Source organism: Enterococcus sp. DIV1726a (assembly GCF_051710985.1).
Classification (GTDB): domain Bacteria; phylum Bacillota; class Bacilli; order Lactobacillales; family Enterococcaceae; genus Enterococcus_B; species Enterococcus_B hirae.
The window spans coordinates 1,726,133-1,751,855 of the sequence record NZ_JBIOLS010000001.1 but is presented as its reverse complement, the minus strand read 5'-3'; the positions used below and the strand labels follow the sequence as shown (position 1 = coordinate 1,751,855).

The 25,723-nt window shown below is 37.4% G+C and carries 21 protein-coding genes and 1 other annotated feature; of the genes, 17 read left to right on the top strand and 4 right to left on the bottom strand.

The features are described 5' to 3' along the window. The first annotated feature begins 83 nt into the window (after positions 1-83). The 4 genes from IGJ27_RS07745 to IGJ27_RS07730 all read left to right on the top strand — a co-directional run bounded on the left by IGJ27_RS07745 (position 84) and on the right by IGJ27_RS07730 (position 5,116). On the top strand, positions 84-893 hold the full coding sequence (locus tag IGJ27_RS07745; protein WP_178305863.1) for an isoprenyl transferase: 810 nt from the start codon (positions 84-86) through the stop codon (positions 891-893). Beyond that, positions 890-1,690 carry a phosphatidate cytidylyltransferase gene (locus IGJ27_RS07740; protein ID WP_010718875.1) on the top strand — a complete coding sequence of 267 codons (801 nt, stop codon included), beginning with the start codon at positions 890-892 and terminating at the stop codon, positions 1,688-1,690. The genes IGJ27_RS07745 and IGJ27_RS07740 overlap by 4 nt, the downstream gene beginning before the upstream one ends. A gap of 384 nt (positions 1,691-2,074) precedes the next feature. Further along, positions 2,075-3,343, top strand: coding sequence for an RIP metalloprotease RseP (rseP, locus tag IGJ27_RS07735; RefSeq protein ID WP_010718876.1), 1,269 nt, complete (start codon positions 2,075-2,077; stop codon positions 3,341-3,343). Positions 3,344-3,412: 69 nt separating this feature from the next. Further along, positions 3,413-5,116 (top strand): proline--tRNA ligase, encoded by a 1,704-nt coding sequence (locus IGJ27_RS07730; protein ID WP_178305864.1) that lies wholly within the window; start codon positions 3,413-3,415, stop codon positions 5,114-5,116. A gap of 196 nt (positions 5,117-5,312) precedes the next feature. Here the strand turns inward: IGJ27_RS07730 and IGJ27_RS07725 are convergent, their stop codons facing one another. Then, a complete protein-coding gene (locus IGJ27_RS07725) occupies positions 5,313-6,107 on the bottom strand; it encodes an SDR family NAD(P)-dependent oxidoreductase (RefSeq protein ID WP_053766742.1) in 795 nt (264 codons plus the stop codon). Between the two features lie 16 nt (positions 6,108-6,123). Continuing rightward, the gene (locus tag IGJ27_RS07720) at positions 6,124-6,966 is read right to left on the bottom strand and encodes an aldo/keto reductase (protein WP_178305865.1); all 843 of its coding nucleotides are present in this window, start codon (positions 6,964-6,966) and stop codon (positions 6,124-6,126) included. Positions 6,967-7,097: 131 nt separating this feature from the next. On the opposite strand from IGJ27_RS07720, the gene IGJ27_RS07715 reads away from it, so the two are divergent. The 11 genes from IGJ27_RS07715 to IGJ27_RS07665 all read left to right on the top strand — a co-directional run bounded on the left by IGJ27_RS07715 (position 7,098) and on the right by IGJ27_RS07665 (position 20,659). Beyond that, complete coding sequence (locus IGJ27_RS07715; RefSeq protein ID WP_178305866.1) at positions 7,098-7,463, top strand: winged helix-turn-helix transcriptional regulator; 366 nt, start codon at positions 7,098-7,100, stop codon at positions 7,461-7,463. Between the two features lie 150 nt (positions 7,464-7,613). Next, complete coding sequence (locus IGJ27_RS07710) at positions 7,614-11,966, top strand: PolC-type DNA polymerase III (RefSeq protein WP_034698557.1); 4,353 nt, start codon at positions 7,614-7,616, stop codon at positions 11,964-11,966. Positions 11,967-12,109: 143 nt separating this feature from the next. Beyond that, on the top strand, positions 12,110-12,583 hold the full coding sequence (rimP, locus tag IGJ27_RS07705; protein WP_010718882.1) for a ribosome maturation factor RimP: 474 nt from the start codon (positions 12,110-12,112) through the stop codon (positions 12,581-12,583). A gap of 21 nt (positions 12,584-12,604) precedes the next feature. Continuing rightward, on the top strand, positions 12,605-13,792 hold the full coding sequence (nusA, locus tag IGJ27_RS07700; protein ID WP_010718883.1) for a transcription termination factor NusA: 1,188 nt from the start codon (positions 12,605-12,607) through the stop codon (positions 13,790-13,792). Between the two features lie 23 nt (positions 13,793-13,815). Continuing rightward, positions 13,816-14,109 (top strand): RNase P modulator RnpM, encoded by a 294-nt coding sequence (gene rnpM / locus IGJ27_RS07695; RefSeq protein WP_010718884.1) that lies wholly within the window; start codon positions 13,816-13,818, stop codon positions 14,107-14,109. Next, on the top strand, positions 14,106-14,417 hold the full coding sequence (locus IGJ27_RS07690) for a YlxQ-related RNA-binding protein (RefSeq protein WP_010718885.1): 312 nt from the start codon (positions 14,106-14,108) through the stop codon (positions 14,415-14,417). The genes rnpM and IGJ27_RS07690 overlap by 4 nt, the downstream gene beginning before the upstream one ends. 12 nt (positions 14,418-14,429) lie before the next feature. Continuing rightward, complete coding sequence (gene infB, locus IGJ27_RS07685; RefSeq protein ID WP_034698328.1) at positions 14,430-16,784, top strand: translation initiation factor IF-2; 2,355 nt, start codon at positions 14,430-14,432, stop codon at positions 16,782-16,784. Between the two features lie 19 nt (positions 16,785-16,803). After that, on the top strand, positions 16,804-17,151 hold the full coding sequence (gene rbfA / locus IGJ27_RS07680; RefSeq protein WP_010718887.1) for a 30S ribosome-binding factor RbfA: 348 nt from the start codon (positions 16,804-16,806) through the stop codon (positions 17,149-17,151). A gap of 661 nt (positions 17,152-17,812) precedes the next feature. Further along, positions 17,813-18,736 (top strand): tRNA pseudouridine(55) synthase TruB, encoded by a 924-nt coding sequence (gene truB, locus IGJ27_RS07675; protein WP_010718888.1) that lies wholly within the window; start codon positions 17,813-17,815, stop codon positions 18,734-18,736. Between the two features lie 2 nt (positions 18,737-18,738). Then, positions 18,739-19,674 (top strand): riboflavin biosynthesis protein RibF, encoded by a 936-nt coding sequence (gene ribF, locus IGJ27_RS07670; RefSeq protein ID WP_010718889.1) that lies wholly within the window; start codon positions 18,739-18,741, stop codon positions 19,672-19,674. Positions 19,675-19,873: 199 nt separating this feature from the next. After that, positions 19,874-20,659 carry a glucose-1-dehydrogenase gene (locus tag IGJ27_RS07665; protein WP_010737770.1) on the top strand — a complete coding sequence of 262 codons (786 nt, stop codon included), beginning with the start codon at positions 19,874-19,876 and terminating at the stop codon, positions 20,657-20,659. Between the two features lie 360 nt (positions 20,660-21,019). Here the strand turns inward: IGJ27_RS07665 and IGJ27_RS07660 are convergent, their stop codons facing one another. Beyond that, positions 21,020-21,475, bottom strand: a complete 456-nt coding sequence (locus IGJ27_RS07660) for a helix-turn-helix domain-containing protein (protein WP_178305867.1) — start codon at positions 21,473-21,475, stop codon at positions 21,020-21,022. A 788-nt stretch (positions 21,476-22,263) separates the two neighbouring features. Here IGJ27_RS07660 and IGJ27_RS07655 point away from each other — a divergent pair. Together IGJ27_RS07655 and IGJ27_RS07650 are read left to right on the top strand one after the other, a co-directional pair. Beyond that, entirely contained in the window at positions 22,264-23,481 is a 1,218-nt protein-coding gene (locus IGJ27_RS07655; RefSeq protein WP_178305868.1) for a radical SAM/SPASM domain-containing protein, read from the top strand. 14 nt (positions 23,482-23,495) lie between these two features. Further along, entirely contained in the window at positions 23,496-23,771 is a 276-nt protein-coding gene (locus IGJ27_RS07650; RefSeq protein ID WP_010737768.1) for a hypothetical protein, read from the top strand. Between the two features lie 135 nt (positions 23,772-23,906). Here IGJ27_RS07650 and brnQ read toward each other — a convergent pair whose 3' ends face one another. Beyond that, positions 23,907-25,265 carry a branched-chain amino acid transport system II carrier protein gene (brnQ, locus tag IGJ27_RS07645; RefSeq protein WP_034698322.1) on the bottom strand — a complete coding sequence of 453 codons (1,359 nt, stop codon included), beginning with the start codon at positions 25,263-25,265 and terminating at the stop codon, positions 23,907-23,909. A 133-nt stretch (positions 25,266-25,398) separates the two neighbouring features. After that, positions 25,399-25,636, bottom strand: a binding site (T-box leader). Positions 25,637-25,723: the final 87 nt, after the last annotated feature.

The following is a 25,723-nucleotide window of genomic DNA, read 5'->3' as shown; positions in this document are numbered from 1 at the left end:
AAGTAATCCAGCATAGGAAATCACGTGATAAATTGATATAATACTAAAGATAGTGGTAACTTTTAAGTATAGGAGGAAAAAGAATGTTACGTTTTTTTCCGCAAAAAAACAAGTATATTCAAGAAAAAAGTGATTTTCATTTTGCGGCTGAAGGTCCCATTCCTCAGCATATCGCAATCATCATGGACGGAAATGGTCGTTGGGCCCAAAATCGACGTTTACCTCGAGTTGCTGGACATAAAGAAGGGATGGAGACAGTTAAAAAAGTAACCAAACAAGCTTCTCGTTTAGGTGTGAAAGTTTTAACCCTCTATGCTTTTTCAACAGAAAATTGGAAACGACCAAAAGATGAAGTCCGTTTTTTGATGCAACTTCCAGTAGATTTTTTTGATACATTTGTTCCAGAATTGGTCAAAGAAAACGTTCAGGTTCGTGTCATGGGCTATGAAGAAGTATTACCTGAACATACACAAGATGCTGTTCGTCGAGCAATTGAGCAAACAAAAGATAATACTGGAATGATCCTTAACTTTGCTTTGAATTATGGAAGCAGAGCAGAGATTGTGACAGCAGTCAAAAAAATTGCTGAAGAAGTCAAAAATGAAGAAACTGCGATTGAAGCTATTGATGAAGAACTGATTGCAGATCATCTCATGACTGGTTTTTTGCCAACCGAATGGCGGGATCCTGAATTGGTTATTCGAACAAGTGGGGAAGAAAGAATTAGTAACTTCTTGCTTTGGCAACTTGCATACAGCGAATTGTATTTCACAAAAGCTTTGTGGCCTGATTTTGATGGGGCGCATCTAGAAGAAGCAATCGCAGCATTTCAAAACAGAGACCGTCGTTTCGGTGGCGTGAAGAAAACAGAGAAAGAAGGAGATCAGTCATGAAGCAACGAGTGATCACAGCTGCTATTGCCCTGGTCCTATTTATACCAATTATATGGATCGGTGGAATCACAATCGAATTTGTAGCAGCTTTGTTAGCAGTCGTCGGTGTCTATGAGTTATTCCGTATGAAGGGCTTGACGTTGTTAAGTTTTGAAGGAATATTATCAGCGATTGGAGCAGTCATTTTAGTTCTACCAAAAGAACGTTGGTTTTTCTTTTTACCGGAGAAGACAAGCACGTTTATGCTCTTTTACTTGATCGTCATGATCTTGTTAGGGACATCAGTTATTTCAAAGAATACCTATACGATTGATGAAGCGGGGTTCCCGGTAATTACTAGTTTATATGTAGGTATTGGATTTCAAAATTTCGTCAATGCAAGAACAGAAGGTTTGGCAGTCTTGCTCTTTGGATTATTTGTCGTTTGGGCAACTGATATCGGTGCTTATATGGTTGGAAGACAATACGGAAAACATAAGTTAAGTCCAGATGTTTCACCAAATAAAACAATCGAAGGAGCATTAGGTGGTATTGCTAGTGCATTAGTCGTTGCTTTGTTGTACTTCTTGTTCTATCCAGCCAAAGAATTATTTGGACATGGGCTGTTCTTCATGCTCCTTGTAACGATGCTCTTATCGATCGTGGGACAATTTGGTGATCTCGTTGAATCTTCGATCAAACGTCACTACGATGTCAAAGATTCTGGGAATATCTTACCAGGGCATGGCGGGATACTAGATCGTTTTGATAGTTTGCTTTTTGTCTTTCCAATCATGCATTTATTTGGATTGATTTAGTGATCATCAAAGACTTGAATGAGCATTTGCCTAATCGTCTACTCATTTATAAATAACAATAGTTTAATAGTATGCCAATGAGTTGTTAACTAAATATGGGTATGGGAATGAAGCATTATCTTTTTTCAAATCAATATGCGAGCTTTATGTTCACATCTTACTCAAAAAAGAATACGTGGTGTCTTAGAAGTTGTTCGTTCAGAAAATAAGCCGAATAATCCAGAAGAAAAATAGTTTTGGATTATTCGGCTTATTTCTAAAAATTGATTATTTCCAGCGCCACCTCTTTTCTTTAAAAAAACTAGGGCTATTGGTGAATAGCTATTAATATGGTAAAATTAAGATGTTTTATTTAACCTAAAAAAAAGTAAAGGAGAATGTAAAATGAAAACAATTATTACATTTATTATTGTTTTTGGCATTTTGGTCATTGTTCATGAATTTGGACACTTCTTCTTTGCGAAACGATCAGGAATTCTCGTTCGAGAGTTTGCAATTGGTATGGGACCCAAAATTTATGGGCATCAAGCTAAGGACGGAACTACCTATACACTACGTTTATTGCCAATCGGAGGTTATGTGAGGATGGCAGGAAACGGGGACGATGAAACAGAGATGGCTCCGGGAATGCCGTTATCTCTTTTATTAAATTCTGATGGTATCGTAGAGAAAATCAATTTAAGTAAAAAAGTACAGCTTACAAATAGTATCCCGATGGAATTGATTCGTTATGATCTTGAAGAAGAATTAACGATTACTGGCTATGTCAATGGCGAGGAAGAACAAGAAGTGACTTATTCTGTCGCGCATGATGCTTCGATCATTGAAGCCGATGGCACAGAACTTCGAATCGCTCCAAAAGACGTGCAGTTCCAATCAGCCAAATTATGGCAACGGATGTTGACGAATTTCGCAGGACCAATGAATAATTTCTTGTTAGCTATTTTGTTATTTATTCTGCTTGCTTTTATGCATGGCGGAGTTCAAGTCACTAACACGAACCAAATTGGCGAAGTCTTACCTAATGGTGCAGCACAAACTGCTGGTTTAAAAGAAAATGATAAAATCTTGGAGATCAATGGTAATGCCATTCATTCTTGGGGAGATCTAACGGCTACGATCACCGAGAATCCTGGGAAAAAACTCAATGTTGAAGTCGAGCGCAATGGACAGAAACAAACCCTTTCAGTAACACCAGGCGTGGTAGAATCGAATGGAAAAAAATATGGGCAATTAGGAATCAAAGCACCAATGAAAACGGGATTTTTTGACAAAATCATTGGAGGAACACAACAAGCTTTCAGTAGTTCATTAGAAATTTTTAAAGCACTAGGCTCATTATTTACAAACTTTAGTTTAAATAAATTGGGCGGTCCTGTAATGATGTTCCAATTATCTTCAGAAGCTGCAGATCAAGGAATATTAACGGTCATTAGCTTGATGGCCATTCTTTCGATGAATTTGGGAATCGTTAACTTATTACCAATTCCAGCGCTTGACGGAGGAAAGCTTGTCTTGAACGTCGTGGAAGGGATTCGTGGAAAACCAATCAGCCAAGAAAAAGAAGGCTTTATCACATTAGCAGGCTTCGGTTTATTGATGCTTTTAATGGTATTAGTCACATGGAATGATATCCAACGATTCTTTTTCTAGAAAAAGTTTATAAATAGGGTATAATTACAAACGATAAATGATTATATGAGAAATGAAGGAGTATATAGAATGAGACAATCAAAAATGTTGATTCCAACATTACGAGAAGTTCCAAATGATGCAGAAGTACTAAGTCATCAAATTTTATTAAGAGCAGGGTATATTCGCCAAGTTTCAGCTGGTATTTATTCTTATTTGCCTCTTGCTAATCGTGTATTGGAAAAATTAAAAACGATCATGCGTGAAGAATTTGAAAAGATTGGCGCTGTCGAAATGTTGATGCCAGCTCTCTTACCTGCGGAATTGTGGGAAGAATCTGGTCGTTATGAAACTTACGGCCCAAATTTATATCGTCTCAATGATCGTAATGATCGCAAAATGATCTTAGGTCCAACTCATGAAGAAACATTTACTGAATTGATTCGCAATGAAGTCAATTCCTATAAAAAATTGCCGTTGAACCTTTACCAAATCCAGACAAAATATCGTGATGAAAAACGTCCACGGTTTGGGTTATTACGTGGCAGAGAATTTATTATGAAAGATGCTTACTCTTTCCATTCATCAGAAGAAAGTTTAGATGAAGCGTATAAAGATTATGAAAAAGCATATACTGAGATTTTCAAACGTTGTGGGTTAGATTTCCGAGCAATCATTGGTGATGGTGGTGCAATGGGTGGTAAAGATTCAAAAGAATTCATGGCGATCTCAGAAATCGGTGAAGATACGATCTGTTACTCAACAGAAAGCGATTATGCCGCTAACTTAGAAATGGCGACAAGTTATTATGTCCCTAAAAAATCACATGAAATACAACTTGAATTAGAAAAAATTGCGACACCAGATGTAAAAACGATTGAAGAAGTAGCGAACTTCTTTGAAACTGAACCACAAAAAATCATTAAATCTGTTTTATTTATGGCAGACGAAAACCCAGTATTGGTATTAGTACGTGGGGACCACGATGTCAATGATGTGAAACTGAAAAACTTTTTAGCGGTTGATTTCTTAGAAGAAGCAACAGAAGAAGATGCTCAAAAATACCTAGGAGCAGATTTCGGCTCTGTTGGTCCAATCGGTGTAGCAGAAGAAGTAAAAGTCTACGCTGATCGTCATGTCCAAGACTTAGCGAACGCTATTACTGGAGCGAATGAAACTGGGTTCCATTATGTGAATGTCAACCCAGAACGAGATTTTGAAGTGATCTCATATGAAGACCTTCGCTTTGTTCAAGAAGGAGATCCATCACCTGATAATAATGGTGTATTGGCATTTACACGTGGAATCGAAATCGGACATATCTTTAAATTAGGCACACGCTATAGTGAATCAATGGGCGCAACCGTATTAGATGAAAATGGACGTGAAAAATTTGTCATTATGGGTTGTTACGGAATTGGTGTAAGTCGTCTGCTTTCAGCAATCGTTGAACAAAATTCAGATGAAAATGGCATTAACTGGCCTAAAGGAATCGCGCCTTTTGATTTACATGTTGTTCAAATGAATCTAAAAGACGAAAACCAAACGAACTTAACCGAAGAAGTTGAACAAACGATGTTGGCTGCTGGTTATCAAGTACTCGTTGACGATCGTAATGAGCGTGCAGGTGTGAAATTTGCAGATTCTGACTTAATTGGCTGTCCAATTAGAATTACAGTAGGTAAAAAAGCGGTGGATGGTATCGTTGAAGTCAAAATTAAGAAAACTGGGGAAATGGTTGAAGTTCGCAAAGAAGAGCTAGCAAATACGTTACCCATTCTTTTAAATCAATAAAATACAGTCAAGAAAGAAAATTCTTGCTTGAAATAAAAGACAAGCCTAACGAATAGTTGGGCTTGTCTTTTTTCTAATGAGACTGAGACAAGTTTTGGCTCGGTATCCTTCGTTTTTTGTTTCTCACATTTGTTCGAATGAAAAATCATACTGGCTCTTTAGTAAGAAGAAATTGATTTGTGTTACAAAATCGTTCTTAATAAATCGTTGGCACCAATCCTCCATCAAGTCGCAAGGCAGCGCCAGAAAAAGAAGTTGCATAGGGGCTAGAAACAAAGGCAACAAAACGCCCGATTTCTTCTGGTCGGATCAAGCGTTGGATCTGTGAGAGTGGACGATGATTTTTCATAAAATCTTGTTCCCATTCAGATTCAGGTAATTGGCTGTCTGCGTACATTGTTGTTAACATTTCTTGAACGCCCTCTGTCAAGGTGGAGCCAGGCATGATCGTGTTGACGGTCACTTGAGAGCCAACAGTCAATTTGGATAAACTTTTTGCTAAAGAAAGATTCATCGTTTTGGTCATACTGTATTGAGCCATTTCACCTGAAGGCATCACTGCTTCTTCACTCGCAATAAAAAGGATACGACCAAAATCTTGCTTCAACATTTTAGGTAAATAATTTTTGGCTAATGCATTTCCAGCAAGAACATTGACTTGGAAAAAATGTTCCCAAATATCATCTGTGATAGCTAAATAATCCATCGGTTCAAAAATCCCCATATTATTGATCAAAATATCTACTGTAGGAAATTGCGTAAACAGTTCTTGCCGTGCTTCTGGATCTGCTAAATCAAATGGCGCACGCTGAGGGTTAGTTTGGGGGAATTTTTCTTTTAATTCAGTGACCACTTGATCAACAAGCGGTGCGTGACGACCGTTGATGATGACATCTGCACCTTCTTTTGCCAATTCGATCGCAATGGCCTTTCCGATGCCTTTTGTTGAGCCAGTGACTAACGCAACCTTATGAGATAAACCTAGTTCCATCTTACATCTTCCTCCTTTATTTAAAATCGAATGTATCAGGATTTGGTCCTACCCGAAAATGCTCGTTCAGTGCATTCAAAACCGTCATTTCATCTTCAGAAAGAACGAAATCAAAAATGTCAGCATTACTTTTCATTCGTTCGGGCTTAACTGACTTGACCACTAATAAGATGTCTTGCTGGACATCCCAACGTAAGATTACTTGGGCTGGAGTAATATGATGCGCTTCAGCAATCTCTACTATAGTTGGGTGATTCAATAGTTTCCCTTGCATCAAAGGGGACCACGCTTGGATCTTTATTGCATGTTTTGCGCAGAAATTGCGTAGTTCAATTTGAGATAACTTTGGATGTAGTTCCACTTGGTTGAGAACGGGAATGACATTCGCATGTGTCAATAATTTATCTAAATGAGTGATTTGAAAATTGCTAACACCAATCGCTTTGATTTTCCCCGCTTGATATAATTTTTCCAAAGCACGCCATGACTCTAAAAATGCATCTTCGCCAGGCCAATGGATTAAATAAAGATCTAGATAGTCTAGTCCTAGACGTGCTAAACTGGTTTCAAAAGCTTGGATCGTTTCGTCATAGGTTAAATGATCGTTCCAGACTTTGGAGGTTACGAATAGTTCTTCTCGAGAAATTCCAGCAGCTTTCAGCCCTTCTTTGATTCCGATTCCTGTACCAATTTCATTATCATATATTTGAGCAGTATCAATCAACCGATAGCCCTTTACAATGCCTTCTTTGACTACTTCAGCAGTTTGGGTATCAGGGATTTGAAAGACACCAAGTCCTATCCCTGGAATTTCTATTTGGTTATTTAACATGATTCGATCATTCAATGAATGGATCATCTATACTCCTCCTTTAATTTTCAATAGATATAATGTATACTAGATAGGCTCTAATAGATAGTACCTACTTTATTGTGCTATAGTGTCTAAAAAGTAACTATTGGATAGTAAAAGGATTTTAGGAGGGAAATATGATTGAAAAAACGTATAATATTGGTGTAGAAGCCACGATGGATGTTATCGGTGGGAAATGGAAACCGATTATTTTATGCAACTTGCGTCACAGTCAGCTTCGTCCCAGCGACTTAAAACGAAAAATTCCTAATCTTAGCCAAAAGATGTTGACTCAACAATTGCGTGAATTAGAAGCAGACGGTATTGTTGTACGAACCTCATATCATCAGGTTCCACCAAAAGTTGTTTATTCCTTAAGTGAATATGGTCAAACATTAAGTAGTGTGTTAGATGCGTTATGTGATTGGGGCGAACTGCATGTTACTACGTTGCAAGAGCAAGGAGTACCAATCAGCTTACGTTGTGAGGATTCATTTAGCTAAGTAATCAACGATTTAGAACGAGAAAGAAAATTCTTTGTCGTTTTTTTAATGTAAATCCATGTAAAAACGGGTATACTAAATAGTACTGAAAGAAGAAGAGGTTCAAATGAAATAGCATTGATTTGTCCTCGTCAGAAAGGGCGTATGGTTTTGTCAGAAAAACGAGAGTTATTTGAAAAATTGTTGGAACAAATCCAACTAGAAGAAGTGGAAAAAAATCATCCACTAATCTCTGCTGGCGAAATGGAGCGTGTAGTGGTTCACCGCAAATCAAGATTGTGGGAGTTTACCCTACACTTTACTCAAATTTTACCGATCATGCTTTATCGATCATTGCTCCAAAATTTGACACTGGCATTTAAAGATATTGCACAGATCAGATTAACTATCAAAGCTGATGATCAGCAGTTTGATGAAAAATTATTACAAGATTATTGGGCACAAGCTTTAGAAAGCCAACAATGCGATACGCCGTTGGCTCAACAAGTTTTAAAAACACAAGTCCCTATATTGAAGGAAAAGAAAATTGTCTTGCCAGTCGATAGTAATGGCGCGATTAATTATTTAAAGCAACAATATCTACCTTTAGTTGAAACGCTGTTTGTCAGCTACGGGTTCCCTAAATTTCGTATCGAACCTGAAATTGATGAAGAACAAGCAGAACGTGTGCTAAAACTGTTTGAAGAGCGGAAGCAAGAACAAGCAGAAGCGTTCATGAAGCAAGCTGCGGAAAGTTTGATTGTCCATGAACAAAAGAAAAAAGAAAGAAAAGAGCAACTTCCTGTACTAGATGGACCGATCCAGTTAGGTCGTAATATTCCAGCAGATGAACCGACAATACCAATGATCAATATCGTTGAAGAAGAACGTCGTGTGACCTTGGAAGGCTATGTATTTGATAAAGAAGTGCGTGAGCTACGTTCAAAACGTAAGATCCTAACGTTAAAAATCACCGATTATACTTCTTCTTTTATTGTTAAGAAATTTTCAAATAATGAAAAAGATGAACAAATCTTTGATGCAATCAGCGTAGGAAGCTGGTTAAAAGTTAGAGGAAGTATCCAAGAAGATACATTTGTGCGAGACCTGGTGATGAATGCACAAGATATCATTGAGGTGAAGCATGCACCTCGTAAAGACTATGCTCCTGACGATGAGAAACGAGTGGAATTACATGTTCATAGTAATATGAGTACGATGGATGCAACCAATAGTATCTCTGACCTTGTGGCTCAAGCTGGAAAATGGGGACACAAAGCGATTGCGATCACGGATCATGGAGGGGCACAAGCATTTCCTGAAGCGCATAGTGCCGGTAAAAAAGCAGGCGTAAAAATTCTTTATGGGGTTGAAGCCAATGTTGTAGATGATGGTGTGCCGATTGCTTACAATGATGAACATGTTTCTTTGAATGAAGGAACATATGTCGTATTTGACGTGGAAACCACTGGACTATCTGCTGTTTATGATACGATCATCGAATTAGCTGCGGTCAAGATGTATAAAGGGAATGTCATTGAAAGCTTTGATGAATTTATTGATCCCGGACACCCACTTTCCCGCACAACGATTGATCTAACTGGGATCACAGATGAAATGGTACGAGGATCTAAATCAGAAGAAGAAGTCCTACGTCTGTTTCTCGAGTTTTCAAAAGATTCGATTCTGGTCGCCCATAATGCCGCGTTTGATATGGGATTCTTGAATACAAGTTATGCAAAATATGGAATTCCAGAGGCGACGAATCCAGTCATCGATACGCTGGAATTAGCCAGATATCTGTATCCTCAATTTAAACGATTTGGTCTAGGTGTGTTATCTAAAAAATTTGGTGTCAGTCTTGAACAGCATCACCGAGCGATTTACGATGCTGAAGCGACAGGTCATTTAGCATGGATTTTCGTTAAAGAAGCAATGGAAAACCATGAGATGCTCTACCATGATCAACTCAATGCTCATGTGGGAGAAGGCGATTCGTATAAACGAGCAAGGCCATTTCATGTGACGATCTTAGCGAAAAATCAAGCTGGATTAAAAGATTTATTCAAATTAATCTCGATGTCGAATGTGGAATATTTTGAACGTGTCCCACGTATTCCTCGTTCACAACTGAAGAAATTACGTGAGAATCTTTTCATTGGCTCTGCTTGTGATAAAGGTGAGATTTTCGAAGCAATGATGCAAAAAGGAATTGAAGAAGCTAGAAATCGAGCAAAATTTTATGATTATATTGAAGTGATGCCAAAAGCGGTCTATGCACCATTGCTTGAGCAAGAACTAGTCAAAAATGAACATGATTTAGAAGAAATCATCAAAAATCTAGTTGAAATCGGAAAGTCATTGGACAAAATCGTCGTTGCTACTGGGAATGTTCATTACCTTAATGAAGAAGATGCAATCTATCGGAAGATTTTGATTAATTCAATGGGTGGGGCTAATCCGTTGAACCGACATAGTTTGCCTGATGTGCATTTTAGAACAACAGATGAGATGTTGACTGCTTTTAACTTTTTAGGAAAAGACCTAGCGAAAGAAATCGTCGTGGACAATACGAATAAGATTGCTGACCTTTGTGAAGAGGTCATTCCGGTGAAAGATGATTTGTATACGCCAAAAATTCCTGGATCTGAAGAAGAGATTTCTGATTTGAGTTATACCAGAGCTAAACAGTTGTACGGTGATCCATTACCAGAAATCATTGAAAAACGATTAGAAAAAGAATTGAATTCGATCAACGGGAATGGGTTTTCTGTGATCTATTTGATTGCGCAAAAACTGGTGCATAAAAGTAACGAAGATGGTTATTTAGTTGGTTCACGTGGATCAGTTGGTTCTAGTTTTGTTGCGACAATGACTGGGATCACTGAAGTAAATCCATTAGCCCCTCACTATTATTGTCCTGATTGCCAGTATTCAGAATTCTTTGAAGATGGTACTTACGGTTCGGGGTTTGATATGCCTGAAAAAAAATGTCCGAAATGTGGGGCACGATTAAATAAAGATGGCCATGATATTCCTTTTGAAACGTTCTTAGGGTTCCATGGAGACAAAGTACCAGATATCGATTTGAACTTTTCAGGTGATTACCAAGCAGAAGCGCACAACTATACGAAAGTTTTGTTTGGGGAAGAATATGTTTATCGAGCAGGAACAATCGGTACAGTTGCCGATAAAACAGCTTATGGCTTTGTTAAAGGTTATGAGCGAGATCATAATTTACAATTTCGCAGTGCTGAAGTTGATCGATTAGCCAAAGGTGCGACTGGCGTGAAGCGAACGACTGGACAACATCCAGGGGGGATCATCGTTATTCCCGATTACATGGACGTATATGATTTTACACCGATCCAATATCCAGCAGATGATCAAAATTCAGAATGGAAAACAACGCATTTTGATTTCCATTCTATCCATGATAATGTACTGAAGCTTGATATTCTGGGACATGATGATCCGACAGTAATCCGTATGTTGCAGGATTTATCGGGAATCGATCCACAAACGATCCCAACTGACGATCCAGAAGTAATGAGGATTTTTGCCGGTCCAGATGTCTTGAACGTTACCAGTGAACAGATTTATTCTAAAACAGGGACACTAGGTATCCCAGAGTTTGGGACACGCTTTGTTCGGGGAATGTTGGAAGAAACACATCCAACGACTTTTGCTGAACTCTTACAGATTTCTGGATTATCACATGGGACCGATGTGTGGTTAGGCAATGCAGAAGAATTGATCAAACGCGGGGATGCAACTTTGGCTGAAGTAATTGGTTGTCGGGATGATATCATGGTTTACTTGATCCATGCTGGATTAGATAGTGGGATGGCTTTTAAGATTATGGAAACCGTTCGTAAAGGGCTATGGAACAAGATCCCTGATGAATTAAGAGAAACCTATCTATCCGCCATGAAAGAAAACAATGTTCCAGATTGGTACATTGATTCTTGTTCTAAAATCAAATATATGTTCCCAAAAGCCCATGCAGCGGCTTACGTTTTGATGGCCTTACGAGTTGCTTATTTTAAAGTCTATTTCCCTATTTTATACTATTGTGCCTATTTCTCAGTTCGAGCGGATGATTTTAATCTTGTGGCTATGTGTAAAGGGAAAGATGCGGTAAAACAAGCGATGAAAGAAATCACAGATAAAGGTTTGGATGCCTCAGTCAAAGAGAAAAATCAGTTGACCGTCCTTGAATTAGCGAATGAAATGTTGGAAAGAGGCTTCCATTTTGGCATGATCGATCTATATAAATCAGATGCCGTGAACTTCGTGATCGAAGGAGACACATTGATCGCACCATTTAGAGCTGTCCCAAGTTTAGGAACAAACGTTGCAAAACAAATCGTTGAAGCACGAAAAGATGGACCATTCTTATCAAAAGAAGATCTTGCTACACGAGGAAAAGTTTCTAAAACGTTGATTGAGTATATGAACGACAACGGGGTATTGAAAGACCTTCCAGATGAAAACCAACTTTCCTTGTTTGATATGTTCTAATCAAGGGTTAGCGTGGAAGCTTGTCATTTTAAATGAAATATGGTATAGTTATTTATAGGTAATGATACTAACTGTGAGTGAGCGGAATTTTCGCTCACTCTTTTTAATGGAATTACGGAAGCAATTTTAAGGAGGCGAACTTTTTGAGTAGCGTCGTTGAAACAGTCACAGCAATGGTGACTCCGATTTTAGAGGAACAAAATTTTGAACTTGTCGAAGTAGAATTTGTGAAGGAAGGCAAAAGTTGGTTCTTACGAGTATTCATTGACAAAGATGGCGGAATCGATATCGAAGAATGTGCATGGGTTAGCGAAAAACTTAGCGAAAAACTTGATGCAGCAGATCCAGATCCTATCCCACAAGCTTATTTTCTAGAGGTATCATCTCCAGGGGCAGAACGCCCATTAAAAAAAGAGAAAGATTACGAAAAAGCGCTTGGAGAATATATTCATGTTTCTCTTTATCAACCAGTTGATGGAGAAAAACAATATGAAGGATTTCTCCAATCAGTTGATGCTGAACAGCTGATATTGAAAATACGCATAAAAACACGGGAAAAAGAATTAATTCTTGACCGAAAAAATATTGCCAAAGCTCGCTTAGCGATCCAATTTTAATCACGGAGAGGAAACAGAAAAATGAGTAAAGAAATGCTAAACGCATTAGATGCATTAGAAGCTGAAAAAGGGATTTCAAAAGAAATCGTGATCGACGCTTTAGAAGCTGCTTTAGTTTCTGCATACAAACGCCATTATGGTCAAGCTCAAAATGTTGAAGTTGAATTTGATCAAAAGAAAGGGAAAATTCACGTCTATGCTGTGAAAGAAGTTACTGAAGAAGTAATGGATTCACAATTAGAAGTATCATTAAAAGATGCGCTTTTGATTAATCCGGCATATGAGATTGGTGATACCATCCGTTTTGAAGTGACACCAAAAGACTTTGGACGAATTGCTGCACAAACAGCAAAACAAGTTATTTTACAACGTGTCAGAGAAGCAGAAAGAACCATCATTTACAATGAGTTCAGCGCTTATGAAAAAGACATTATGCAAGGTATCGTTGAACGTCAAGATAAACGATATATCTATGTAAATCTTGGAAAGATCGAAGCTGTTTTATCGAAACAAGATCAAATGCCTAATGAATTTTATCAACCGCATGATCGTATCAAAGTGTACGTTTCTCGTGTAGAAAATACGTCAAAAGGTCCACAAGTCTTCGTTAGCCGTAGCCATCCAGATCTATTACGCCGTTTATTCGAACAAGAAGTGCCAGAAGTTTACGATGGGATCGTTGAAATCGTAAGCATTGCTAGAGAAGCGGGCGATCGCTCAAAAGTAGCCGTTCGTTCAAATGATGAAAATATTGATGCAGTTGGAACTTGTGTTGGACCAAAAGGCCAGCGTGTGCAAGCGATCGTGAATGAATTAAAGGGTGAAAACATGGATATCGTTGAGTGGAACGAAGATCCAGCGGTATTTATCACGAATGCTCTGAATCCAGCGCAAGTGATCGATGTGATTTTTGATGAAGAAAATCCTAAAGCTTGTACCGTTGTCGTTCCAGATTACCAATTATCCTTAGCGATTGGTAAACGTGGACAAAATGCACGTTTGGCTGCCAAACTAACAAATCACAAAATCGATATCAAGTCAGAATCAGATATGGCTGAATATTATGAAAAACAAGCGCAAGATCAAGAAGTAGCTTCTGAAGAAGTCGCTCATGATGAAGCGATCGTTCAATCTGATTATACAGATGATGAATATGAAACGATTGCTTTCAACGATGAAACAGTTGAAAATACGGATCAAGATGCTTAACAATTAGCTTAGGAGGCGAAGAGATGAAACAAAGGAAGATTCCTTTACGCAAATCTGTGGTTTCAGGTGAAATGAAACCCAAAAAAGAGATGATTCGAATTACCCGTTCCAAAGAAGGGGAAGTATCGATTGATCCCACTGGGAAAATGCCAGGCCGTGGTGCGTATGTCTCACTTGAGCCAGCTGAAGTACAACAAGCTTGGGATAAGAAGATTCTTGATCGGGCGTTAGAAACGACTTTGACAGATGAATTCTACCAAGAGTTACTCGATTATGTAACCCATCAAAAAGCACGAAAAGAGCTATTCGGTAAATGAATGAAGGAAATCGGCAAAAAGCCATGAATCTCATTGGGTTAGCGATGCGCGCTGGTAAGTTGATTACCGGCGAGGAGTTGACCATTGCAGACATTCGTAAACAGAAAGCAAAGATCGTGTTTGTAGCAAATGATGCGAGTGAGAATACGAAGAAAAAAGTGAAAGATAAGAGTTCATATTATGAAGTTCCTTGCTTTGAACTATTTTCCGAAGCTGAAATCACGCAGATGATTGGGAAGCCTCGCAAAGTATTTGGAATCGTAGATAACGGTTTTGCGAAGAAAACCAAGGAGCTAATTGAAGGTTAGGAAGGTGATTGCATGAGCAACAAACGAATTTATGAACTAGCAAAAGAATTAAATCAGCCTAGTAAAGACGTTGTGGAAAAGGCGCAGCAACTTGGGATTAATGTGAAGAATCACATGGGAGCAATCACAACTGGTGATGAAAAGAAGTTGCAACAAGCGTTCAAAAAACCACAGACGAATGAAAAACCAGCACAGCAAGCCAGCCAAAAGCCAGCCACAAACCAGCCGAATGAACAAAAGAAACAAGAAACAAAAACGAAACAACAAAAAAATAACCGCAACTATCAAGATCGCGGTCAAGGGAGCGGTCAAGTGAATCAAGGAAAAAACCAATCAACAAACCAAAACCGAAGTAATAATGGAGGCGGAAATAACCAAAACCGTCAAGGAGCAACACAAAGTGGCAATCAAAACCGCCAAGGATCAACACAAGGCGGAAACCAAAATCGCCAAGGATCAAACCAAGGTGGTAACCAAAACCGTAACAACAATAATAATCGTGGTAAATTTAACAATAACAACCGCAATCGTTTTAACAAAAAAGGGAAAAAAGGAAAACAACAAACTTCCAATAAACCTGCTGTACCACCACGTAAATTCCGTGAGTTACCAGAAGTATTAGAGTATACTGAAGGCATGAACGTTGCGGATATTGCAAAGAAAATCCATCGTGAACCAGCAGAGATCATCAAAAAATTATTTATGCTTGGCGTAATGGTCAACCAAAACCAAGCACTAGATAAAGATACGATTGAACTCTTAGCAACAGATTATGGGATGGAACCACAAGAAAAAATCCAAGTAGATATCGCAGATATCGACAAATTCTTTGAACCAGAAGAATTAAATCCTGATACATTGGTTTCTCGTCCACCAGTTGTAACAATCATGGGACACGTCGACCACGGGAAAACAACATTACTTGATACATTACGTCATTCACGAGTAACAAGTGGCGAAGCTGGTGGGATTACACAACATATCGGTGCCTACCAAATCGATATCGATGGCAAACCAATCACATTCTTAGACACACCTGGGCATGCTGCATTTACAAGTATGCGTGCGCGAGGAGCAAGTATCACTGATATCACGATCTTAGTTGTAGCAGCAGATGACGGTGTTATGCCACAAACAGTCGAAGCAATCAACCATGCGAAAGCAGCTGGCGTACCAATTATCGTTGCTGTTAATAAGATTGATAAACCAGGGGCAAATCCTCAACACGTGATGCAAGAATTAAGTGAATATGAATTGATTCCAGAAGCTTGGGGTGGAGAAACGATTTTCGTTGAAATCTCTGCTAAATTTGGTCAAAATATTGACGAATTGCTAGAAATGATCTTGCTGGTTGCGGAAGTAGAGGATCTAAAAGCAGATCCTAAACAACGAGCAATTGGTACAGTAATTGAAGCACGTCTAGACAAAGGAAAAGGACCTGTTACAACATTACTTGTTCAACAAGGGACTTTAAACGTAGGAGACCCAATTGTAGTAGGAAATACCTATGGACGTGTGCGTGTGATGGTCAACGACTTAGGTCGTCGTGAAAAATCTGCTGGACCAGCAACACCAGTTGAGATCACTGGGTTAAACGATGTGCCACAAGCAGGTGACCGCTTTGTTGTCTTTGAAGATGAAAAAACTGCTCGTGCAGCCGGTGAAGAACGTGCCAAACGTGCGTTGTTAGAACATCGTGCGATCACTAGTCGGGTAACATTGGACAACTTGTTTGAAAGCTTAAAAGAAGGCGAATTAAAAGAAGTAAATGTTATCATTAAAGCTGATGTACAAGGTTCTGCAGAAGCATTGGCTGCTTCATTGCAAAAGATCGATGTAGAAGGCGTACGTGTGAAAATCGTCCATTCTGCAGTTGGTGCCATCAATGAAAGTGATGTAACCCTTGCAGCAGCAAGTAATGCGATCATCATTGGGTTCAATGTTCGTCCTACACCACAAGCTAAAATTCAAGCGGATAATGAAGAAGTGGACATTCGTTTACACCGAATCATTTATAAAGCAATCGAAGAAATCGAAACAGCGATGAAAGGGATGCTAGATCCAGAGTTTGAAGAAAAAATCACTGGTCAAATGATCGTTCGAGAAACATTCAAAGTATCAAAAGTTGGAACGATCGCTGGGGCTTATGTCACAGAAGGATACATTCGACGTGATAGTGGCGTTCGCGTGATCCGTGATGGTATCGTCATTTACGAAGGACAACTAGCTAGCTTGAAACGTTTCAAAGACGATGTAAAAGAAGTTAAAATGGGTTATGAATGTGGTGCAATGATCGAAAAATTCAATGACATCAAAGTCGATGACGTCATCGAAGGCTTCATTATGGAAGAAATCAAAACAAATTAATTTTAGGAGGCCGCTCAATATGGCAAACTATCGAGACCGCCGAGTCGGTCAAGAAATTTTAAAAGAAGTAAATGATATTTTACGCAAAAAAGTTCGTGATCCTCGTGTAGAAAACGTGACAATCACTGATGTCCACGTTACGGGAGATCTACAACAAGCAACCATCTATTATAGTATTTTATCTGACTTAGCTTCAGATAAGAAAAAAGCACAGGAAGGCCTAGCAAAAGCAAGTGGACTGATTCGCCGTGAATTAGGACACAACTTAAGCATCTATAAAACGCCTGAATTAACTTTTGAATTAGATGAGTCAGTGGGGTATGGTAACCACATTGATGAGTTGCTTCGTAATTTAAATAAAGATTAAAACAAAAAGAGCTATAAACCTTAAGAAGTGGGGTTATAGCTCTTTTTTAGTAGTTTTTTAGTTTTAGCTTTTTATAAAGAAGAGATACCGCAGTTACACCATCATCCAATTTTTTAGAAAAAAAGTTCAAACTACACAATGCAAGTAGTTTAAAATGACAAACGCACAGTACCATAATTTTACTGTACAGAATACATGAGAAAAAAATGAGCAATTTGTACGTGTCTCGAACAGGTTGTGAAAGAAGCGGTCAACTCCAAACGAATAAGAGAGAATCTTTTAAAATAGCTTTTCTTATTTTGAAAAATTCTCTCTTATTTTTAAGAAGTGGCTTCTTGGACACCGTTTATTAAGAGTTAGATTTATACTTCAGACTCTTTTCGAGATTCGTATATGATCCTCAGTTTTTTGTTTTGGGGAAGACTAGGATCATTTATTCCTTAAAAGCTGCGACTCGTTTTAATCAAAGGCTGCAAATGAAGGATTCAAGCTTGCCTTTGTCTAAGAGAATAACATGAATTGTATTTACAGGTTTGTGAAGTTTTATTACAAGTTTGTTGCCAAATAATAAAAACGTAGCGAAAAAAGGTAAAATCGTCACATTATTGTGGGATGTGTTATAATGACAAAGTTGATATTTTATTGGATAGGGAGAAAAAACATGGACGGATTATTACCTTTGTGGAAAGAACGTGGCATGACAAGTCATGATTGTGTATTTAAATTAAGAAAAATCTTACATATGAAAAAAATTGGTCATGGTGGTACGTTAGACCCTGATGTTGATGGTGTGTTACCGATTTGCCTTGGAAAAGCGACTAAAGTTATCGAATATTTAAGCGATGCAGGAAAAGTATACCAAGGAGAGATTACATTAGGATTTAGTACAACGACAGAAGACAAATCTGGTGAGGTCGTCGAAAGTAAAACAGTTGATCGATTAATCAGTGATGAAGAAATTGATGAAACAATGAAAAGTTTTATCGGGGAAATCACTCAGATACCACCGATGTATTCAGCTGTCAAAGTGAACGGCAAACGTCTTTATGAGTATGCCAGAAACAATGAAACAGTTACACGTCCCGTGCGTAAAGCGCAGATTGAACGTTTTGAAAGAACAAGTGACGTGCATTGGGACCAAGAGAAGGGGTTGCTATCTTGGCGTTTTGAGGTAGTGTGCGGAAAAGGGACTTATGTACGAACGCTTGCTGTTGATACTGGGAAAAAATTAGGCTATCCTGCTCACATGTCCGATCTAACTCGAACAGCTAGTGGAGGAATGAAGAAGGAGCAAGCAATCACTTTACAGCAAGTAGCAGATTATATGCTTGCAGGAACCTTTGAAGAACATTTATTGCCACTAGAAGCTGGTGTCGCTCGTTTTAAGAGAGTAGACATTAGTGATCGTGTTTGGGAAAAAGTTAAAAATGGTATGCGCTTAGATTATCAGGTATTTAACTTAGCAGAAATGCCGACAGAAGAGATCGCACTTTTTTACCAAGACAAAGTAGTAAGTATTTACCAGCCAAATCCAAAAGAAAAAAATAAATTAAAACCAAGCAAAGTGTTGAGGAATGAGGTATAAAAATGAAAATTATCAAAATTAGACATCCTTATCAAGCAGATCAGATCCCACCAGAAGACGTTGTACTTGTTTTAGGCTTTTTTGACGGGGTACATCTAGGCCATCAACGTGTTATCAATCGGGGAAAAGAAATTGCCAAAAAAGAAGGATTGAAATTAGCTTTGATGACTTTCAACCAACATCCTTCAATCGTCTTCAAAAAAATAAATCCAAGTCAAGTAAAATATTTGACTACGCTGGAACAAAAAGAAGAAAAAATGGCCTTATTAGGTGTTGATTATTTATACGAAATCGATTTTACGTCATCGTTTGCTCATTTAGCTCCACAAGAATTTGTCGATCAATATATCGTAGGACTTCATGCAAAATATGCTGTTTCTGGTTTTGACTATACTTACGGACCTAAAGAAATTGCAGATGTAGCGCACTTACCAAGTTATGCAAAGAATCGATTTGAAATCATCACTGTACCAAAAGAAGAAGACAGTGGCGAGAAGATTAGTTCGACACGGATACGTGAATTATTAAACGCAGGAGAAATAAATGAAGTAACACGTTTATTGGGGGCTGCTTACGAGGTCGAAGGGGTGGTAGTCCATGGCGATGCTCGTGGTCGCCTGCTAGGATTCCCAACAGCTAACATCAAAGTTAAAAGTACTGTTCATCTTCCAAAAGAAGGTGTCTATGTTTCAGAGATCAAAGTTGGTGAAACGTGGTATCAAGCAATGGGATCAATCGGTCATAATGATACCTTTGGTGATGATCGTGAACTTACCGTTGAATTATATATTTTAAATTTTGCTCAAGATATCTATGGAGAGCATGTAAAAGTCCGTTGGCATCATTTTTTGAGAAACCAAGTGAAATTTCCAAACGTTGAATCATTGATTGAACAACTGAAAGCAGACGAAAAAGCGACAGCGGACTATTTTAAATAAAAGTATTGAATTTAACTGAAGACAATAAAAAAGCCTTTTTTGGTGAAATCATTCGAGTCAGCAAGTAGCTTGCTGACTCTTTTATTATAGAAAAAAGTAAATCGATCGAATAAGCGTATCGTTTGCCTAAAAGACAGGGTGCTATTGTACACTTAATACAGGAAGTATGCAGTAGGTGAAAAAGAAGGGTGGAAAGTATATGTATAAAGATCTAACAAATAAGGTGGCAGTAGTAACTGGAGGATCAAAAGGGATCGGTAAAGCAATCTGTGAACGCTTTGGTAAAGAAAAAATGTGTGTGGTTGTCAACTATCATTCGGATGAAGAAGGGGCACAAGAAGCAGTAGCCGAGATCGAAAAAAATGGTGGCAAAGCAGTAGCTGTCGAAGCGGATGTCAGTACAGAAGAAGGGATGGATCGTCTGCTCAAAGCAGCAATCGAAACATTCGGAAGTTTAGATATCTGGGTCAATAATGCTGGTATGGAAACGCAAAAACCAACCCATGAGCTGGAATTAGAAGATTGGGAGAAAGTGTTAAAGGTGAACCTAACAGGCGTATTTTTAGGGACAAAAACAGCGTTGAGTTATTTTAAAACTCATCAGATCAAAGGTAATATTATCAATATGTCCTCCGTTCACGAACAAATCCCTTGGCCGACATTTGCTCATTACGCAGCATCAAAAGGCGGTGTCAAACTGTTTACAGAAACAGTAGCCATGGAGTACGCACCAGAAAATATTCGAATCAACAGTATTGGACCAGGGGCGATCAAAACTCCGATTAATGCAGAAAAATTTGAAGATCCAAAAGAAAAAGAAATTCTAGAAAGCATGATACCAATGGAACGAGTGGGTAAACCCGAGGAAGTCGCCGCTGCTGCTGCTTGGCTCGCTTCTAATGAATCCAGTTATGTGACAGGAATTACTTTATTTGTAGATGGTGGCATGAAACTATATCCATCCTTTCAAGGTGGTAAGGGTTAAAGCTACTTACCATTATTATAGAAATAAGAAATAGGAAAAATAATAAATTTAGAATCTAAAAAACAAGTAAACGACATCTAAAGAGCTGACCTTTGCCAATAAGACAAAAATCCACAAAACATGGGGAGCTGTTTCGAGATTTTTATCTTGATTGCTCCTACGTTTATTCGTCTTAGTTTTTACTTGGTGAGTATTCAGGTCAAACGCTCTTTTCGCAATCTCTTATGCACGGTGCTTATGCATCCAGTTCTTGAAATAAGCCTGAATTTTTTGAAACATGGGAAGCTGTTTCAAAAAATTCAGGCTTATTGTCATCAGAGCAGATCGTTTCTTTCACAGTCTCTCTTTCAAAATAAAAAACTAATTCTTTTTTAGTGAAATGGATGTTTGTTTTTGTAGTTGTTCATAGATCCATGACCCGAAATTAGTGACATAATTAAAGTTACCACCAATTAAAATATCATATTCATTTTCTTTGAAATGCGTGTATTGGATCAATCGATCCTTTTTATTAGCATAAACCTCTGAATGATAGTTAAAAAGTTGCTCTTTAAAGGCATCCATTTCGTGAAAATCATCTGTTACAAGAGATAATTTTAATGTGACAGGGACATCAAGCGTCACTTGATAATCTTTTTGGATTATTAGATTTTCCTTGTCACCGTAAAGGAAATCAAACAAATTTTGTTCAGAAAACTTCCATTTTCCTCCAACTTTTGTTCCCTTTAATTTCCCTTCGTGCAGATAGTTTCGAATTGAACGAGTTGTCACACCAAGTTGGTCGGCTAATTCTTGTACTGAATAATAACCTTTCAATATATCCCTCCTAAAAATTAAACCACTATTTAAACACCGTGGTATCGAATTAAAATAAAGTCCTTATGACCCAAAAGTTAGTTTCAGATTGATGAGGAATTAAATATACTTTATAGATTGTAATTATACTAAAATTCTTATGAAAAAAATAGATTTGTTCGTTAAATAATCGTTATGTTTAGAATAAAATAAACAGATAAAGCAGTGTTTTTCAAATTTAAACTTAAAAAATCGTTATTTAAAATAACTTAATAAAAATTTATGATCACTATGGAAATTTGAGGTGATGAAATAAAATAAAAACAAATTTACTTATAGATAGTAATGAATCCAATCAAATAAGTCAGAAGAACAAATCAACATGTCTTAGAAATTTTAGCGTTATATAAAAGAAACGCATAAATTGTTTAATTTTTTTTATTTTATAACTAAGGTTTTAATAATTTTTCTCTCGAACCGTCATTGACAATATTTTCATTCAAAGTTTATACTATATTTAGGAAAAAAAATGAATATTATCGTGATTTTTCCTAAAAGTTCAGAAAGGAGACTTGTTATGTTTACGAAACCTGTACTAAAAAAAATCTCTGGCAATGTTTTGTCCCCATGTTCTTGTGGGTTATTGATTGGTAACGGTTCTTAATCTAGTCTTCCGATGTCCATTTTTAATTGGAAAATAAAGTTGCCCTACAAAACTCCCCTGTTAAAAAGGCGACTTTATTTTCCTATTTAATATAGTCAAAATGTTATTATTCGTTTGTGATGCTAATAAAAGAGGTGAGTGATCTATGAAAATCAAGGAAAATTTATACGCGTATCCTTTTCTTGATGAAATGATTCTCCATAATGTTCTAAGAAGCAGCTGGCTAGTGATTTCTAAAGAAGAGTTAGAGTTGGTGAAGCTACGAAAGTATTCAGCGTTATCCGAGTCTACGCAAAAAAAACTAAAAATCTTTCAGCTTCTATTAGACGAGCCATTAAAAGTAAAAAAAAATGAAGTCACCATTCCTGAAACCGCTTATTTGGCGTTGACACATCAATGTAATTTAAAATGTGTGTATTGTTACGCAGAAGCAGATATGACCAAGAACTATCCGGATCAATTGTCTTTAATTGAATGGTTCCAACTATTAGATCAATTAAAAGACTGTGGTGTAAAAAAAGTCATTTTTACTGGTGGAGAAATAGGACTGAATCATGATTCTTTAAAATATATCGATTATGCTTATCAACTAGGCTTATCGGTTGGTTTGATCACTAATGGAACCTTGATTGGAAAAAAAAGGAATGCACAATTCTTGGCAGATCGATGCGAATCAATGACCATCAGCTTGGATTCGATTGATAAAGAAGAAAATGACAAGAACCGTGGTAGAGGTTGTTATGAAATAGCAATGAGAGGTATCCGTAATCTTTTAGATATCGGTTTCCATAATATTTACGTTAATGCAACCGTTACCAACTATAACTTAAAATCAGTTGATCAAACGATTGAGTTTTTTAAAGAGAATGGAATCTCCTATAAATTAGGTGGATTTAGCGAATTAGGAAGAGGTAGTATGGCAGATATTTCATTATCTTTTGAAGAAAGAAAAGAAATCGAGTGCAAAGAAAAAAGTGCTCAACGATCTGCATTTTTAAAGCCATTTACAATTAAAGAGTCTTGTGGTTTGGGCTTGGGAGAGTTCGTTATCAATCCAGTTGGGGATATTTTTGCATGTAAATTATTGGAGACAGATGACTATAAATTAGGTAATATCAGAAAAAACAAATTAGCTGATATTTATAACCATAAAAAAATAGAATTGCTTGAATCTCAAAATATCCATCATTTATCTGGTTGTCAAACTTGTTCTTTTCGCTATTTATGCGGTGGTGGTTGTCGTGCGCAACATTATTATCATACCAATGATATTCATGGAGTGGATCGCTCTGAATGTCAATTATTGCAAGAGTTAATAAAAAATCAAATGTATCGTATCTGGAAACAGACAGAAATGACCTGAAGGAGCGTGATTAGATGAGACTGAACGGCGAATTGGCCTATGAGAAATTAGGGAACGACCTCTATCTTTCCTTGAATGATGAAATCTATCTTTTAGATAATGAAGTATCGATCTATATATTTGAATTATTAAAAACAAATGTAGCACTTAGTCATGTAAAAGAAAAAGTATTAATACGATTTGCTGATTCTGGTGACTATTCTAATGAAGAAAAAGAAAAATATATCACAGAGTTTATCTCAGATTTGATCAACAATCAAATTCTCTTACAAGATCAGGTCAATCAATGAAAACTAGCAAAAGAACAATGCGTTTATCAAAAGATAATCAACATTGTTCTTTTTTGCTTCTTTCTTCTGGCTTCACTCAAATTATCAAATGAAGCGCCATATTTCGGTAAAACTTCTCTTTGTCCGTTACAAGACTCAATTAGATAGAGAAGGGTCTAACTCAGTTCTTTGTTTAAAAATTAAACAATACAGTACGCCTATGATAAAGCCACTGATTGCTGGCAGAATAAAACCAACACCACTGGAAGCAAATGGAATCGTATGAACATACCAATTGGTTAAATTTGTTGTCAAATGATTTTGAATAGGTAATGCTTTGATACCATCAAATAAAGCAGGTATGGCTGTAAAGATTGTCGTCAATTGATAAACGATTCTGCGATTTTGGAAAAAGGCAGAGCAAAGTGCTGGGATGATCATTGCCATGGAAAGAGGATAAAGAATCATTAAAAATGGCATGGTCCAAGCAATAATGGTGTCAAGTCCAAAGTTTGCGGTAATAAAAGAAAGTAATGTAGTGATTCGAAGCCATCCTTTATAGCCGATCTTAGGGAAGCGGACAGAGAAATCTTGGGCAAATGAGGCAATCAATCCCATCGCAGAAGTGAAAACTGCTAATAGCGTCATCAAGGCCATAAAAATCAATCCCACTTTACCAAAATAGGATTGAACGATTTGAGTTAATGCAATCCCTCCGTTTTCGGAGATACCAAAGCGATTTAAAGACATCGTACCTAATGCAATAATCCCCAAATAGATACCACCACATAAAACCATCGTTAATAGACCAGATTTTACAGTATTTTTAGCAATCTGGTCTTCATCATGAATCCCCATTCCTTGAAGCGCACGAATGATCGTAATTCCAAAAGCTAATGAGGCTAATGCGTCCATTGTATTATATCCTTCGATAAAGCCGTTGGTAGTTGCTGCTTGTTGGTAATCCAGTACAGGCTTGGCATCCAATGGTCCTAAGGGAAGAATCAAAGCGACGATAAACACAGCGAATAGTAAAATTAAAAATAATGGGTTTAAATATTTTCCAATGATTTTTAATAAATTTGATTCACGAGTTGATAAATAATAGGCTAAGCCAAAGAAAATAACCGAAAAGATAAATAAGCCAATCGTTGTATACTTTTCTGGTAAAATCATTCCTAAACTAAATTGATATCCTAATGCAGCAGTTCTGGGAGTGGCGAATAAAGGTCCTAAGGCCATATGGTTCATAATAAGAAATAAGGTACCATACCACGCAGCCACTGGTTTAGCAAAATCGTACAACCCGCTTGAGCGTGTTTTACTTAAGGCAATCAGTGCAGCTAAAGGTAATAAAGTAGAGGAGATCAAAAAACCAATCCCAGCAGATAACCAATGACTACCTGCAAGTTGACCTAAATGAGCAGGGAAAATAAGGTTACCTGCTCCAAAAAGCATTCCGAAAATGAGTGAAGCTAATAAAAATAATTTCTTTGTTGATAATTTTTCCATCATAAATAACTCCTTAATCGTTTAGTTAACATAAATGAAATGAAGCTAAACGTCTGACTCGTCTTTGTCTAAAAATTTGCATATATCTTTTCCTTTCTTTGGTGAAAAACACAAAAAGCCCGTTGGAATAATTATTCCAACGGGCAATTGACATTGCGGTACCACCGTTTTTTTTGTTTATGAATAAACAATCTCTTAGCGACTCACCAATAGTGAAGCGCATTATCCGATAACGGGGATCGCCGGCACAAACTTCTAACGTCACTTGTGCATCTCCAGAGTTACTTTCACAAATAACAGACCTACGATTTTCCACCAACCAATCGCTCTCTAAAATGCTTATTATTCGTTACTCTCTCTATCAATGATTTTTGTTCATTATAGAAGCAATGATGGACAGTGTCAAGACAAAAAAAGTAAAAAATTGAATTTTCTGTCAATAGATTTGGGTGAAACGTTCA